This is a genomic window from Azospirillum sp. TSO22-1 (assembly GCF_003116015.1).
In the GTDB taxonomy this organism is placed as follows: Bacteria; Pseudomonadota; Alphaproteobacteria; order Azospirillales; family Azospirillaceae; genus Azospirillum.
The window spans coordinates 1-15,267 of record NZ_LGQZ01000120.1 but is presented as its reverse complement, the minus strand read 5'-3'; the positions used below and the strand labels follow the sequence as shown (position 1 = coordinate 15,267).

Here is a 15,267-nt window from a genome sequence, read left to right as displayed (position 1 = left end):
TTGTCATCCTGCATCTCGCCCCCGACCTTGTTCCTGACGGCAGCGCCCGCCCACTGGTTTCCGGGCCGTCCGATTTGCGCAACGTAATTTCGCCACACTCGTCACATAGGTCGGCGAGGCTGGATTTTAACAGGGAGAGTGCCCCGTGAGCGCCACCGACGCCATCCTCCCAGCGCCGACCCCGGAAAACCCGCAGCAGCTCCTGGCCGAGGTGGAGACCCTCGGCGGCCGGCTGCAGCTGGTGCGCGACCGCATCGGCCGCATCATCTTCGGCCAGCAGGAGGTCGTCAACCTGACCCTGGTCACGTTGCTGGCCGGCGGTCACGTTCTTTTGATCGGCGTCCCCGGCCTCGCCAAGACGCGGCTGGTGGAGACGCTGGGCACCGTGCTCGGCCTCGCCGAGAAGCGCATCCAGTGCACGCCCGACCTGATGCCGGCGGACATCCTCGGCTCCGAGGTGCTGGAGGAGTCGGAGACCGGCCGGCGCTCCTTCCGCTTCATCCCGGGCCCGGTGTTCAGCCAGTTGCTGATGGCGGACGAGATCAACCGCGCCAGCCCGCGCACCCAGTCGGCGCTGCTGCAGGCGATGCAGGAGCACCGGGTGTCGGTGGCCGGCCACTACCACCCGCTGCCGCAGCCGTTCCACGTGCTGGCCACCCAGAACCCGCTGGAGCAGGAGGGCACCTACCCGCTGCCCGAGGCGCAGCTCGACCGCTTCCTCATGCAGATCGACGTCAGCTACCCCGACCGCGACGCCGAGCGGCGCATGATGATCGCCACCACCGGCGTCGATGCCGAGAAGGCGGTGACCGTGCTCACCCCCACCGACCTCCAGGCCGCCCAGCGCCTGGTGCGCCGCATCCCGATCGGCGAGAGCGTGGTGGAGGGCATCCTCGACCTCGTGCGCGCCGGCCGGCCGGAGACGTCGGACATCCCCGAGGTGCGCACCCACGTCGCCTGGGGGCCGGGGCCGCGCGCCAGCCAATCGCTGATGCTGGCGGCCCGCGCGCAGGCGGTGCTGGACGGCCGGCTGTCGCCGTCGCTGGACGACGTGGTGGCGCTCGCCAAGCCGATCCTGCGCCACCGCATGGCGCTGAACTTCGCGGCGCGCGCCGACGGCGTCACCATCGACGACGTCATCGATCGCCTGTGCGCGCCGCTGCTGTGATGGCGACGACGCGGCCCTCGCTCACGGTCAACGCGCTGCGCGCGCAGCAGCGCGCCGAGACGCTGGCCGCCCGCCTGCCGCCGCTGCTGGTCGCCGCCGAGCGGGTGGCCTCCACCGTGGCGCAGGGCGTGCACGGCCGGCGCCGCGTCGGCCTGGGCGAGACCTTCTGGCAGTTCCGCCGCTACCAGCCCGGCGACGCGCCGCAGATGATCGACTGGCGGCAGTCGGCCAAGACGCAGCCGGTGTTCGTCCGCGAGAACGAGTGGGAGGCGGCGCAGAGCGTCTGGCTGTGGCGCGACCGTTCCGGCTCCATGGAATACCGCTCCAGCCCCGAGCTGCCGACCAAGCGCGAGCGCGCTGACCTGCTGCTGCTGGCGACCTCCGTGCTGCTGATCCGCGGCGGCGAGCGGGTGGCGCTGCTGAACTCCGGCGTGCGGCCGGACCACGGCAAGCACACGCTCAACCGGCTCGCCAACCTGCTCAGCGATCCCCAGGCGACGCCGCGCGCCGATGGACTGCCGCGCGTCGAGCCGCTGCCGCGGCACGCCCAGGTGGTGCTGTTCGGCGACCTGCTGTCGCCCCTCACCGAGATCCACGCCACCGTGTCCGGTCTGTCCGGGCGGGGGTTGCGCGGCCATCTCCTCCAGGTGCTCGACCCGGCCGAGGAGACGCTGCCCTTCGACGGCCGCGTGGAGTTCGCCGGGTTCGAGGGCGAGGAGGAACTGCTGGTGCCGCGCGTCGAGGCGGTGCGCGCGGCCTATCTGGAACGGCTGCGGGCGCAGCAGGAGGGCCTGGCCGCGCTGGCGCGCGCCGCCGGCTGGACCTTCGCCGTGCACCGCACCGACCGACCGCCGCAAACCGCGCTGCTGGCGCTGTGGGGTGCGCTGGCGCAGGAGGCGGTGTGAGGGTTCGTTTTGCCCCCTCTCCCCCGGCCCCTCTCCCGCAAGGGGAGAGGGGGGACAGCGGGAAAAGCCCCTCTCCCCCCGCGGGAGAGGGGTTGGGGAGAGGGGGATCGGGTTAGCAACGTTCGCGCAGAGTTTGGAGACACATGCTCGGTCTCGGGTCCTTCGCCTTCGCCACCCCGTGGGTGCTGTCAGCGCTGCTGGTGCTGCCGGTGCTGTGGTGGCTGCTGCGCGTCACCCCGCCGGCGCCGCGCCTCGTGCGCTTCCCGGCGATCCGCCTGCTGCGCGACCTCGTGGCGCGCGAGGAGACGCCGGCGCGCACGCCCTGGTGGCTGCTGCTGCTGCGCCTGATCATCGCCGCGCTGGTCATCCTGGCGCTGTCCGGCCCGCTGCTGAACCCGCGCGCCGCCCTGCCCGGCAGCGGCCCGCTGGTGCTGGTGGTGGACAACGGCTGGGCCGCCGCCCGCGACTGGCCGAGCCGCCGCCGCGCCATGGAGGAGGTGGTCGGCCAGGCCGAGCGCCAGTCCCGCCAGGTCATCGTGCTCGCCACCGCGCCGCCCGCCGCCGGCGACAAGATCGCCGCCAGCGCGCCGCTGCCGCCGGTCGAGGCGCGCCGGCTGATCCAGGCCCTGGAGCCGCACCCCTGGCCGACCAACCGCGCCGCGGCGCTGGAGGCGGTGCGCACACTCCGCCCGAATGGCACGCTGCACAGCGTCTGGCTGGCCGACGGCGTCGGCGACCGGTATGCCCGCGACCTCGCCTCCGCGCTGCAGCGGCTCGGCTCCGTCGAGGTGCTGGACGATTCCGCCGCCCGCCCGCCGCACCTGCTGCTGCCCCCGGCACCCGAGGGCACGGCGCTGGTCACCCGCCTCGTGCGCGCCGACCCCAGCCGGCCGGAGCCGGTGACCGTCCGCCTCGGCGCCGCCGACGGCCGGCTGCTGACCCGCGAGACCGTCGCCTTCGACGCCGGGCAGGCCAGCCGCGAGCTGCGCCTGGACGTCCCCGTCGAGCTGCGCAACGAGGCCGCCAGCCTGCGCATCGAGGGCGAGACCACCGCCGGCGCCACCGTGCTGCTGGACGAGCGCTGGCGCCGCCGGCCGGTCGGCTTGGTGTCCGGCCGCCCGGCCGGCGAGAACCAGCCGCTATTGTCCGACCTGCACTACCTGGACCGCGCGCTGGCCCCCTACAACGAGGTGCGCCGCGGCGCGATCGGCGACCTGATGAAGCGCGAACTGGCCGTGCTCATCCTCTCCGACGTCGGCGCGCTGTCCGGCGAGGAGGCGCAGGCCATCGAGGCGTGGGTGAAGAAGGGCGGCCTGCTGCTGCGCTTCGCCGGCCCGCGGCTGGCGCAGAACGCCGACCAGCTGGTGCCGGTGCGTCTGCGCCTGGGCGACCGCACGCTGGGCGGCGCGCTGTCCTGGTCCGAACCGGCCAAGCTCCAGCCCTTCGGCGAGAAGAGCCCGTTCTACGGCCTGAAGGTGCCCGATGACGTGCTGGTGCAGCGGCAGGTGCTGGCCGAGCCGTCGGTGGACCTCGCCGACCGCACCTGGGCGCGGCTGGCCGACGGCACGCCGCTGGTCACCTCGGAGAAGCGCGGCGCCGGCTGGATCGTGCTGGTGCACACCACCGCCAGCCCGGACTGGTCCAACCTGTCGCTGTCCGGCCTGTTCGTCGAGATGCTGCGCCGGCTGGCCGGCCTGAGCGAGGGCGTGGCGGGCGCCGCCAGCGCCGCGACGCTGGAGCCGCTGGAGGTGCTGGACGGCTATGGCCGGCTGATCCCGCCGCCGCCGACCGCGTTCCCGATCCCCGGCGACGCCTTCAAGCCGGAGGCGATCGGCCCGCGCCATCCGCCGGGATTCTACGGCACCGAGGAGGCCCGCCGCGCCCTCAACCTCACCGCCGGGCTGACGAAGATCGAGCCGCTCGGCCCCCTGCCGGCCGGCGTCGCCGTGGAGGGCTACGCCCAGCGCGGCGAGGTGGCGCTGAAGCCGGGGCTGCTGGGGATCGCCATGGCGCTGACCATCCTCGATCTGCTGATTGCGCTGGCGCTGCGCGGGCTGCTCGGCCGCTGGGCGCGCCCGCGCCGGGCCGGAGCCGCCGCCGCGGCGCTGCTGCTCGCCATGGCGTTCCCGTACGGCACGGCGCGCGCCGACGACATGCACAACACCAAGGTGACCGCCGAGACCTACCTCGCGCACGTCCGCACCGGCGACGCAAACGTCGATGAGGTTGCCCGCGCCGGCCTCGACGGGCTGGTCGAGGTGCTGAACCGCCGCACCGCGGTGGAGGCCGCCGGCACCCAGGGCGTCGATGTCGAGGTGGACGAGCTGGCCTTCTACCCCCTGCTCTACTGGCCGGTGACGCCGAACGCCCGGCCGCTGAGCGACCACGCCCGCTCGCGCATCAACGAGTACCTGAAGAACGGCGGCACCATCCTGTTCGACACCCGCGACCAGGCCACCGCGCTCGGCCCCGGGTCCGGCCAGGGCGGCCTCGCCCTGCAGCGTCTCGCCCAGGGGCTCGACATCCCGCCGCTGGCGCCGGTGCCGCCCGACCACGTGCTGACCAAGGCGTTCTATCTGATGCAGGACTTCCCCGGCCGCACCGCCGGCGGCGACGTCTGGGTGGAGGCGCGCGAGGGCCGCGCCAACGACGGCGTCTCGCCGGTGCTGATCGGCTCCAACGACTACGCCGCCGCCTGGGCGGTGGACGGCCGCGGACAGCCGCGCTTTGCCGTGGCGCCGGGCGGCGAGCGTCAGCGCGAGATGGCCTTCCGCTTCGGCGTCAACCTCGTGATGTACGCGCTGACCGGCAACTACAAGGCCGACCAGGTGCACGTCCCGGCCATCCTGGAGAGGCTGGGCCAATGACCGACCTGCTGTCCGGCGGCAACTCCATCGTCGTCAACCCGCTGCTGCCCTGGGACTGGCTGATCCCGCTGTTCGCGGTGGCGGCGCTGGTGGCGCTGCTCGGTCTGGTCCGCCGCGCCCGCGGCGCGCTGCTGCGCCTCCTGGCTCTAGCGGTGCTGGCGCTGGCGCTGGTCAACCCGTCGCTGGTGCACGAGAAGCGCGAGCCGATCAAGGATGTGGCGGTCGTCGTCGTCGATGAATCGCCCAGCCAGAACGTCGGCGAGCGCAAGGCGCGGGCCGAGCGCGCGCTGGCCGAGCTGACCGACAGGCTGAAGCGCTTCGACGACCTGGAGGTGCGCGTGGTGCGCGCCGGGGCCGGCGAGTCCGGCGCCTCGGCGATCAACGAGACGCGCCTGTTCGACGCGCTGAACCGCGCCATGGCCGACGTGCCGCGCCGCCGCAGCGCCGGGGCGGTGCTGATCACCGACGGCCAGATCCACGACGTGCCGGAGAACACCGCCAAGCTGGCCGAGGGCGGCCCGGTGCACACGCTGCTGACCGGCAACCGCGACGAGGGCGACCGCCGCCTCGCCATCGTGCAGGCCCCCGCCTACGGGCTGGTGGGCAAGCCGGTGGAGCTGGTGATCCGCGTCGACGACATGCCCAGGGCGCAGTCGCCCAGCGCGCTGGTGACGCTGCGCCAGGACGGCGGCACGCCGCGGCAGTTCCAGGTGCCGGTGGGCCGCGACTTCCACATCGACGTGCCGGTCACGCACGGCGGCCAGAACGTGCTGGAGATGGAGGTCGAGGCCGCCAGGCAGGAACTGACGCTCGCCAACAACCGGACCGCGGTGGTGGTGAACGGCGTGCGCGACCGGCTGCGCGTGCTGCTGGTGTCGGGCGAGCCGCACGCCGGCGAGCGCACCTGGCGCAACCTCTTGAAGGTCGACCCGGCGGTGGACCTCGTCCACTTCACCATCCTGCGCCCGCCGGAGAAGCAGGATGGCACGCCGATCCGCGAGCTGTCGCTGATCGCCTTCCCGATCCGCGAGCTGTTCGAGATCAAGCTCGACGAGTTCGACCTGATCATCTTCGACCGCTACCGCCGGCGCGGCGTGCTGCCGCAGATGTACCTGGAGAACATCGCCCGCTACGTCGAGAAGGGCGGCGCCTTGCTGGAGGCCTCCGGCCAGGGCTTCGCCGGCGCCCTGTCGCTGGCCCGCACGCCCTTGGGCGGCGTGCTGCCGGCCGAGCCGACCGGCACCACCTTCGACCAGCCCTTCCGCCCGACGGTGACCGAGCTCGGCCGCCGCCACCCGGTGACCTCCGGCCTGCCCGGCGACCGTGCCGACGGCGAGCCGACCTGGGGCCGCTGGTTCCATCAGGTGGAGGTGACCTCGAAGGGCGGGTCGGTGGTGATGAACGGCGCGCAGGGCACGCCGCTGATCGTGCTGAACCGCGTCGGCGAGGGCCGGGTGGCGCAGATCGCGTCCGACCAGATGTGGCTGTGGAGCCGCGGCTTCGAGGGCGGCGGCCCGCAGGCGGAGCTGCTGCGACGCCTCGCCCACTGGCTGATGAAGGAGCCGGAGCTCGAGGAGAACGACCTGCGCGCCCGGGTGGACGGCAACCGGATCACGGTGGAGCGCCGCTCGCTGGAGCCCGACCCGCGTTCGGTGACGCTGACCACGCCGTCGGACGAGACGCGCACGCTGGAGATGGCCGACGACAAGACCGGCCGCGCCGCCGCCACGGTGATCGCCGGCGAGCCCGGCATCTACCGCATCACCGACGGCGAGCGCACCGCGCTGGCGGTGGTCGGCGCCGTCAACCCGCCGGAGCTGGCCGACGTACGCTCAACGCCCGACAAGGTGAAGCCGGTGGCGCAGGCGACGGACGGCGGTGTGCAGTGGATCGCCGACGGCGCCGTGGACGTCCGCCGCACCAAGGCCGACCGGGCGCAGAGCGGCTCCGGCTGGATCGGGCTGCGCGCCAACGGCGACTTCGTGGTGACCGGGGTGTCGGATGTGCCGCTGCTGCCGGTGGCGATGGTGCTGCTGCTGGCGTTGGGGGCGATGATCGTGGCGTGGCGCCGCGAAGGGCGGTAGGCCGTTCCCGCGGGTTGCACGCCGCGGGATTTGCGGTTAAGGTCCCGACCCTTCCCAGGATTGGGGCGTCGCCAAGCGGTAAGGCAGCGGTTTTTGGTACCGCCATTCCCAGGTTCGAATCCTGGCGCCCCAGCCATACGGACCCCTTGGAAACTCTCGGTTTCCAAGGGGTCCGGCACCCTCCAGATGTGTTCCCTCCCGTTGCGGCATGGAACCAACGAAACCGTTGGAATTCCTAGCGTTCGCATCCGTTCCAAATTGGTCCGGGGAACACGGCTGACAACACGAAACGGCCGATTTGTTCGCCCTGCGTTCCCGTGGAAATGGCGCTGGCGTCGTTTCAATCCACGCTCCCGTGGGGGGAGCGCCTCACGGGCGATGCCAACGTTCTCACCGCGCTGAAGTTTCAATCCACGCTCCCGCGCGGGGAGCGCCGGTGTTGGCCGGCGCGTCGCCCGGCTCGGTGGCGTTTCAATCCACGCTCCCGCGCGGGGAGCGACTCCCTCCAGAGGCGGAGCACCGCCTTGCACCAGTTTCAATCCACGCTCCCGCGCGGGGAGCGACGAGCGCTGCGGCGCCAGGAATGCGCAGGTCCAGGTTTCAATCCACGCTCCCGCGCGGGGAGCGACGCTCGCGCTTAGCCCCGCGCTCGTACCAGCGGATGTTTCAATCCACGCTCCCGCGCGGGGAGCGACAGTCAGGCCGTCATCGAGCGTCCGCTACAGGCGCTGGTTTCAATCCACGCTCCCGCGCGGGGAGCGACGGTAGGTGTCCGGATAGCCCTTCGTCTGGATCCAGTTTCAATCCACGCTCCCGCGCGGGGAGCGACGATGTCCGAGGGCTTGACCGGGTCGCCGACGGCGTTTCAATCCACGCTCCCGCGCGGGGAGCGACGGCGAGCTGGGGCGTCGGCCAAGTGCTCGGCATGTTTCAATCCACGCTCCCGCGCGGGGAGCGATGGCAGGACTCCGGACGCAGGCCGGTTTCCTGGTGTTTCAATCCACGCTCCCGCGCGGGGAGCGACGACGACCTTGTCGATGTCGCCCATCACGGACTCGTTTCAATCCACGCTCCCGCGCGGGGAGCGACAGCGCGTGGCACTCATCCGCCGCCAGGGCGGTGTTTCAATCCACGCTCCCGCGCGGGGAGCGACGCGCTCGAACTCCGCGAGCGCCGCCATCATGTGGTTTCAATCCACGCTCCCGCGCGGGGAGCGACCGTTGCGGGCGTCTGCGGCCTCTTGCCGGCGGATGTTTCAATCCACGCTCCCGCGCGGGGAGCGACAGTCGGTGCGCCAGTTTCTCAGCAACGCAGGTGTGTTTCAATCCACGCTCCCGCGCGGGGAGCGACCCCTCCGGCACCTTGACACCCCACAGCGCGAATGAGTTTCAATCCACGCTCCCGCGCGGGGAGCGACCCCCCCGAGTATAAGAGCTTGGGCGTACAGCGAGAACGGCGCTGTTCGCGAGAACCTGCGGCGTCGCAACCGATAAATGCGAAGCTGAACGGACCCAAGCCCGAAAAATGGCCCATCGGGACAGGACATATTCCCCACGCGAACCCTCCCGGCAAATCATGGCCGCTTGGGGTTCGCGCCGCGCGGGGACCGCGTCACAGGATCAGCGGCTCGTCCAGGTCGGTCGGCGGGCGGGTGCCGACGTGCTCCACCTTGTGCCGGGCCGAGGAGCCCAGCAGGTAGAAGCGCAGGCTGTCGGTCTTCGGGTCGATGATCTCCATCAGCCGCGCCCGCAACGCCGTCCACTGCGCCGGGTCCACCGTGCACTCGAACACCGAGAACTGGACGCGCACGCCATGGTCCTGGCACGCCCTCGCCACCCGGCGCAGCCGCCGCTTGCCGCCGAGGGTCTCGGTCGACACGTCGTAGCAGACGAGCACCAGCACCCCTCCCTCCCCTCACTTCCACAGGAACGGCGGATAAGCGTCCAGGTCGCCGCGCAGGTGCCGCGCCAGCAGGCGCGCCTGCGCGTGCCACATCAGGCCGAACGGCAGCTTCTCCGCCAGGAAGGGGTGCGTCAGCTCCTCCTTCTTGCGCTTCTGGTAGGCGACCAGCACCGCCTTGCGGGCATCGCCGGTCAGCGTCACCGCACCGGTCTCGCCAATCTCGAAGTCGTCCGCCGCCAGCTCCTGCCGGTTGATCAGCGTCAGCACCAGCCGGTCGGCGAAAGGCGCGCGGAACTCCTCCACCAAGTCGAGCGCCAGCGACGGCCGGCCCGGCCGGTCGGCGTGCAGGAACCCCACCTGCGGGTCCAGCCCCACCGCCTCCAGCGCGCCGCGCACGTCATGGGTCAGCAGCGTGTAGGCGAAGGACAACAGGCAGTTCACCCGGTCGAGCGGCGGGCGGCGGCTGCGCCCGCACACGCGCCATTCCTCGCCGTCGCGCCGGACCATGGCGCCGAACGCCGCGAAGTAGGCGGCGGCCGCGTCGCCCTCCACGCCGCGCAGCCGGTCGACCTCGCCCGCCGGGTCGAGCACGCGGTCGAGCTGGGTCAGCGCCCGGCTCAGCGTTTCCTCCGCCGCGGCGAGCGCGCCGCTGGGATCGTCGTGGTCGCGGCGGTGGCGGCGCACCACGGTGCGCTGGTTGGCCAGCTTGCCGGCCAGCAGGCTGCGCGTCACCGCCGCCGCCCGCTCCGGGTCTTCGGAGGCGCGGTACTGTGCCCGGCGCAGCAGCACGTTGCCGGACACCGGCCCCTCGATGCGGGCCAGGAAGCGCCCGTTCTCGGTCAGGAAGCCGACCGACACGCCGCGCTCGGCGCAGTGGCCGAGGATGTAGGGGCTGGCGCCCACCGCACCGAACGCCAGCACGCCCTCCAGCGCCAGCAGCGGCACCAGGGTGCGGGTGCCGTCCTCGCGCCGCACCTCGATGGCCTCGCCCTCCTTGGACAGGTAGCTGCCGGGCGTGGTGACGTAGAGCGTGTTGAGCAGGCGCTTCACGGCGCATCCTCCTTCAGCGCGCGGGCGAGCCACGCGGCGGCCGAGCGGCCGGCGGCGACGCCCGGCAGGCAGAACGGCTCCAGCGAGCAGGAGTGGCACTTCGGCCCCGGCTCGGGCGGCGGCGTGACACCGGCGGCGAGCAGCGCGTGCAGGCCGGCCGCGGCCGCCTCGGTGCGCGCCCGCAGGGAGTCGTCCAAGACGACCTCCTCGCGGCGGCGCGGCTGGCCGTAGAACAGCGCGCCGCGCGGCACCGGGGTGTCCAGCATCTCCTCCAGGCACAGCGCCTGGGCACAGAGCTGCACGCGGTCGGCGTCAAACGGTTTCGGCTTGCCGCGCTTGTACTCGACCGGATAGGGCACCGGCGGGCCGCCGCGGCGGGCGTGGAACTCCACCACGTCGGCCTTGCCGATCAGCCCCAGCCGCCGGCTGCGCAACGCCACGCCGCGGGCGACGCGCACGCTGCGCCGGCTCTCGCCGGGCGCCTCGTCCACCCGCTCGTGCAGCACGCGGCCCTCGGCGGTCAGCGCGTTCTCCGCCCAGGCGCCCTCCAGGTGGATCAGCGCGCACTGGCGCGGGCAGAAGGCGAGGTGCTGCAACGCCGACAGCGGCGCCAGGGCGGCATCCGGATCGGCAGCGTCCACGGCGCTACAGCCGCTCGTCGATCTCCACGCCGTCGGGCAGGCCGTCGCGGTCGATGGCGACGTCGTAGTCGTCGTACGACCGCCCGACCGCCACCGTGTTCTTCCGCTTCACCGTGACCCGGTCGAACAGCTTGTGCGCCGGCGCCTCGCCAAGCGGCGAACGGTGGCGGAAGACGATCAGCCGGCGCGCCGCCATCTCGCCGCGCGCGGCCGAGCGGTCGTGGTCGAACATCAGCACCAGCGCCTGGAAGAACGCCTCCAGGTCGGCGTCGGAGAAGCCGCTCTGCTTCGCCAGATGCGGCGAGACGAAGCCGTGCGCCCGGTACAGGCCGTAGGGGACGATGTACTTGCGGCCCATGGTGCGGTTGTCGCCCGACTGCTTCTCGGCCTCGGCCTCGGTGGTCACCGCCATGCGGGTGACCGACACCTCGGTCGGCACGATGGGGTCGATGCTCTCGGCGAAGGTCAACTGCACGGGGCCGCGCACCTGGCCGCAGTTGATCTCGGTGGTCATCACCGCGCCGAAGGTGCGCACGTCGAAGAACGTCCGGCACATCCACTGCGTCACCGCCGCGGCGCCGTCGCCCTTGGGCAGCTTGCGCGGCTCCGGCTTCAGGCCGGTGCCCTCGTAGGCACGGCCGTGCTGGAGGTTCAGCACCGCCTTCTCGCGCACGTAGATGTCGTAGCCGGCCTGGTTGCCGCGGGTCAGCTCGATGAGGTTGCGGACCTTGCGCTTCAGGCAGACGTCGGTGACCAGCCCCTTGCCGGTCTCGGGGTCGAGGCGCGGCATGTTGCCGGCGTCGGGGTCGCCGTTCGGGTTGCCGTTGCGCACGTCGAACAGGTAGACGAACTCGATGCGGGACTCGTGGATGCCCATGGCGGCTCACTCCGGAACGGGGAGGGGTTCGACGGGATCAAGGGTGGGATCGGCGGCCTTGCCGGTCTTGCGGTCGGCGCGCTCGTGGTAATAGCCGAGGAAGAACAGCCCGCGCTGCTCCAGGTCGAGCGTCGCCGGGAAGCCCCGCAGCGGCTCCTGGATCTCCTGCAAGGCGATGTCCAGCACGCGGGCGAGCCCCGGTTTGCCGCCGCGCACCTTCTTCAGGTGCTTCTGGGCGAGGTCGAGCAGGAACGGGAACGCCGCGCGCGGCGTCGAGGACGCGGCACCGACGTGCTTGTCGCGGATGGTGGCGTTGAGGTCGCGGCCGTCGGCGGCGGCCTGCTGGATGCGCTCCAGCACCGCGAACAGCCGGCCCAGGCGGTAGCCCACGTCGGTGCGGTTCGGATCGAGGCTCACGAGGCCCTCCCCTTCTTCAGACAGGCCGGCTTCAGACAGGCCGGCCAAAGCCGCGTTGGTTCGCCGGCGGCGCACCAGCACCGCCTTCAGCAGCGCCATGCGCGGGTGGTTGACGGTGCGGTCGGCGCGCAGCCGGTCGAGCAGAACGGCCAGCAGGCTCTCCGGATAGCGGGTGCCGCTCAGCACCGCGCGCAGCAGGTCGCCCTGCAGCTTCGCCAGCCCCTTGTCGTTGGGGTCGGGGCGGGCGTGGTCACCGTCGCGGCGGTACTTGGCCTTGGTCTCGTTGGCGAGTGCCCAGACCGTGGGGTAGCGCGGCTGGTTGTCCCACTGGGTGACCAGGTCGAGGTCCCGGAAGTGCTGCGCCAGACGGTCGGCCATGACGCCCAGCCCGTCGGCGACCCAGAAGCGCACCGCCAGCCGCGCCGCGTTGCCCGACAGGCCGAGCACGAGGAAGCGCGCGTCCAGCTCCTCCGGCATCACACCGTGCCGGCCCTTGGCGAGGCGGTCCAGCGCGGCGCCGACCGCCGTCAGCGTGTCGGCGTCCTCCGGCCGGTCGGCGCGGCCGAAGACGAGGCCGACGTCCTCCTCGAACCGCGTGCGGCGGTCGGTCCAGAACACCACCGAGACGTCGCCCACCACCATGTGACGCGTGCCGCGCTGTGCCAGCAGGTGGTTCAGCGCCGCGGTGTAGCCGTGCGCCACGCGGGTCGACATCGGCGCGTTGAAGTTCTGCGTCTTGCCGTAGGAGGTGTAGGCGTCGTCGTTGAACGACACCAACGCCGCGCCGCTGGACTGCGCGCCCGGCACGCCCTTCACCGCCGGATGGATGCGGGCGATCGGCTGCCCCTGCTCGCCGGTGGCGAGGCACTGGCCGGTGACCGCCCCCTCCTCCTCGGCCAGCAGCGTGCGCTCCCAGGCGGCGCGGATCTCCGGCACGTCGTGGACGCAGTCGTGCTCGTGCATCAGGCGGAAGGCCAGCCAGCCGGCGAGGACCTCCGGGTCGGAGGCCGGCGGCTCGGCGCCCGGCTCCCAGGTGCGGAAGAAGGCGAGCACCGCGCGGGCGGCGGGATGGTCGATGCCGTCCAGCACGGCCTCGTGCCGGGTGCGCGAGGCGGCGAACTGCTCCAGCGCGCGGGCGCGCCGGTCGCCCTCGGCCCAGCCGAACAGGTAGGCGGCGGAATCGCACAGGAAGCCGGACAGGATCGCCACCGTGCGCTTCGGCGGCTGCGGCACGTCGAGCAGCGAGGGGCGTTTCACCGTCCTTTTGCCGGCGGCGACGTCCTGGCGCAGGTCCTCGACGCGGTGAACGCCGCCGTCCGGCGTCAGCACGACGCAACCCGTCACCTTCTCGTTCGAGAAGCCGTAGGGCGGCAGTTCGCCCGCGTCGCGCAGCCGCTCGTAGGTGCGGAAGAGTTCGGCGACGATCATCGCTCAGCCTCCCGCGCCGGAGAGCGGCGGCACGTCGATGACGCCGTCCACCATGGTGGCGCGGAAGAAGCGCGGCGTCATGCCGTCGCCGAAGTCGATGTCGTGCAGCATCCAGCCGAGGTCGCGGGTGCCGCGCAGGCCGTCATGCACCGCGACCGGTCCCTCGGCCGGCTCGAACCACGCCGGAAACTCGCGGCAGCCGAGGCAAGGCTGCCAGACGCACTGCCCCCGGGCGATGCGGCGGCGCGCCATGTCCAGGTGCTTGCCCGGGCTGTCCTGCGGCCCGGCGCGCGAGGTCATCTCGAAGTGCGCCTCGATGACGTAGCCGACGTCGCGCAGCAGGACGCTGGCGCGCTGCTGGCGTTCCTCGTCGGCGAACAGCTCGGGCAGCGCGCCGCCGGCCATGCCCTGGCGCGCCGTGGCGTAGGAGGCCTTGGAGCCCACCTCGTTGCGCCGCACGGTGTCGAAGCGGATGGGCTTGAGCACGTGGATGCGGTCGATCACCCAGCGGATCGCCGGCTTCCAGTGGATGGCTTCCAGGATGCCGCGCGCCGCCGACGGGGTGATGACGTCATAGGACACCCTCTCCGCCTTCATCTCCGGGCGGGAGAACAGGGCGCGCTCGCCCCAGACGTGAACGCGTATGCCCTGGGACATAGAAAGACCCCTCCGGCGGGTGCGCTGGACAATTCAGGCTGATCGGGAAATTTCGGATTGTCAACCGATGCGGGATTTTTCGACGGGGCTGATGTACCCGCACTTTCCTTTTTCGTCATCCCCGCAAAAGCGGGGATGACAGTAGGTAATGGGATCAATGATGGATCGCGTCACCGCCACCACCCCGTAGAGCACACGGCTCGTCAATCGCGATCGTTAAACAATGTTCTCTTCCTCCCCCCGCTCCCGCGGATCCCGCGCCATCAGCCCCAGGTCGTCATCGTAGGCGCTGCCGTCCACCAGCAGCAGGAACTGCCGCTCCACCCCCACCATCTTCACCATCTCCGCCACCAGCAGCCGCGCCACGCGCGAGCGCGGCAGCGACACCGTGTGGCGCTGGAGCTTGCGCGCCAAGCCGGCCGGCCGCTCGCTGGTGCGCAGCGCGGCGGCCAAGCCGCGGGCTTCGTCGGTATAGGGGGTGATGACCGGCAGCTGGTCGTCGTCGATCAGGCGGAAGCGCTCGGCCACCGCCCGGAAGGGAAGGCTCTTCACGCTCGCCTTGTCGAACGCCGCCCACGCCCCGCACGCGTCGAACGGGTCGCCGCCATCGACCCGGCGCAAGCGCCGGCCGGTGGCGTAGAGCGCCTTGAAGTATGCCTCCAGCACATCGGGGTTCAGCGCCTCGTCCCAGTCGCGGCCGGCCATCACCTCGCGCGCGGTGTCGCGGCGGCGGTTGAGGTCGGCCAGCCTCAGCGCGCGGTCCGTGTCGAACACCACCACGGTGCCCAGGTCGCCCTCCATCTCGCCATGGCGGTTGCAGCGGCCGGCGCTCTGCGCCACCGAGTCCAGCCCGGCCATGGCGCGCAGCACCAGTGGAAAGCTGACGTCCACCCCCGCCTCGACCAGCTGCGTCGACACCACCCGGCACGGCCGCCCGTCCTTCAGGTCGGCGCGGATGGCGTCCAGCACGGCGGTGCGGTGCTCGGCGCACATGGCGGCGGAGAGATGGCGCACGCCCTCCACCCCGCGCGCCACGAGCAACCGGAACAGATCGGCGGCGTGCATCCGGGTGTCGACCACGCACAGCGCCTGCGGCGCGTCGGTCAGCCGGTCGGCCAGCGCCTCGTCGTCCAGCGGGCCGGCGTACTCCACCCGCACCCGCCGCATGGCGCGGTGCAGGCGGGCGGGCTCGGCGACGATGGGGGGGATGGACGGCAGGCCGAAGTCCAGCGGGGCGCCCTTCGCCAGCGCCGGCTGCGTGGCGGTGCACA

At 72.3% G+C, this 15,267-nt stretch carries 10 protein-coding genes, 1 tRNA gene, 1 pseudogene and 1 CRISPR repeat array; of the genes and pseudogenes, 5 read left to right on the top strand and 7 right to left on the bottom strand.

Annotation, left to right across the window (positions count from 1 at the left end; genetic code table 11):
- Positions 1-145 precede the first annotated feature (145 nt).
- The 5 genes from TSO221_RS27025 to TSO221_RS27005 all read left to right on the top strand — a co-directional run bounded on the left by TSO221_RS27025 (position 146) and on the right by TSO221_RS27005 (position 7,160).
- On the top strand, positions 146-1,168 hold the full coding sequence (locus tag TSO221_RS27025; RefSeq protein ID WP_109121616.1) for a MoxR family ATPase: 1,023 nt from the start codon (positions 146-148) through the stop codon (positions 1,166-1,168).
- Positions 1,168-2,073, top strand: coding sequence for a DUF58 domain-containing protein (locus TSO221_RS27020; RefSeq protein WP_109121615.1), 906 nt, complete (start codon positions 1,168-1,170; stop codon positions 2,071-2,073). The genes TSO221_RS27025 and TSO221_RS27020 overlap by 1 nt, the downstream gene beginning before the upstream one ends.
- 143 nt (positions 2,074-2,216) lie before the next feature.
- A complete protein-coding gene (locus tag TSO221_RS27015; protein ID WP_109121614.1) occupies positions 2,217-4,940 on the top strand; it encodes a DUF4159 domain-containing protein in 2,724 nt (907 codons plus the stop codon).
- Positions 4,937-7,024 (top strand): hypothetical protein, encoded by a 2,088-nt coding sequence (locus TSO221_RS27010; protein WP_109121613.1) that lies wholly within the window; start codon positions 4,937-4,939, stop codon positions 7,022-7,024. Before TSO221_RS27015 ends, TSO221_RS27010 begins: the two co-directional genes overlap by 4 nt.
- Before the next feature lie 61 nt (positions 7,025-7,085).
- A tRNA-Gln gene (locus tag TSO221_RS27005) sits at positions 7,086-7,160 on the top strand.
- Between the two features lie 201 nt (positions 7,161-7,361).
- Positions 7,362-8,441: direct repeats of the CRISPR family, unit length 32 nt; unit sequence GTTTCAATCCACGCTCCCGCGCGGGGAGCGAC.
- Between the two features lie 194 nt (positions 8,442-8,635).
- Here the strand turns inward: TSO221_RS27005 and cas2 are convergent.
- The 7 genes and pseudogenes from cas2 to TSO221_RS35675 all read right to left on the bottom strand — a co-directional run.
- Positions 8,636-8,926 (bottom strand): CRISPR-associated endonuclease Cas2, encoded by a 291-nt coding sequence (gene cas2, locus TSO221_RS27000; RefSeq protein ID WP_109121612.1) that lies wholly within the window; start codon positions 8,924-8,926, stop codon positions 8,636-8,638.
- Between the two features lie 12 nt (positions 8,927-8,938).
- A complete protein-coding gene (gene cas1c / locus TSO221_RS26995) occupies positions 8,939-9,976 on the bottom strand; it encodes a type I-C CRISPR-associated endonuclease Cas1c (protein WP_109121611.1) in 1,038 nt (345 codons plus the stop codon).
- Positions 9,973-10,617 (bottom strand): CRISPR-associated protein Cas4, encoded by a 645-nt coding sequence (cas4, locus tag TSO221_RS26990; RefSeq protein WP_199229648.1) that lies wholly within the window; start codon positions 10,615-10,617, stop codon positions 9,973-9,975. Before cas4 ends, cas1c begins: the two co-directional genes overlap by 4 nt.
- A gap of 4 nt (positions 10,618-10,621) precedes the next feature.
- Positions 10,622-11,494: a type I-C CRISPR-associated protein Cas7/Csd2 gene (cas7c, locus tag TSO221_RS26985; protein ID WP_109121610.1), complete on the bottom strand. Its 873-nt coding sequence runs from the start codon at positions 11,492-11,494 to the stop codon at positions 10,622-10,624.
- 6 nt (positions 11,495-11,500) lie between these two features.
- Positions 11,501-13,339: a type I-C CRISPR-associated protein Cas8c/Csd1 gene (gene cas8c / locus TSO221_RS26980; protein WP_109121609.1), complete on the bottom strand. Its 1,839-nt coding sequence runs from the start codon at positions 13,337-13,339 to the stop codon at positions 11,501-11,503.
- A gap of 3 nt (positions 13,340-13,342) precedes the next feature.
- Positions 13,343-13,996, bottom strand: coding sequence for a type I-C CRISPR-associated protein Cas5c (gene cas5c, locus TSO221_RS26975; protein WP_109121608.1), 654 nt, complete (start codon positions 13,994-13,996; stop codon positions 13,343-13,345).
- Positions 13,997-14,212: 216 nt separating this feature from the next.
- Positions 14,213-15,267 (bottom strand): annotated as a pseudogene (locus tag TSO221_RS35675) (CRISPR-associated endonuclease Cas3''); the annotation flags it as partial.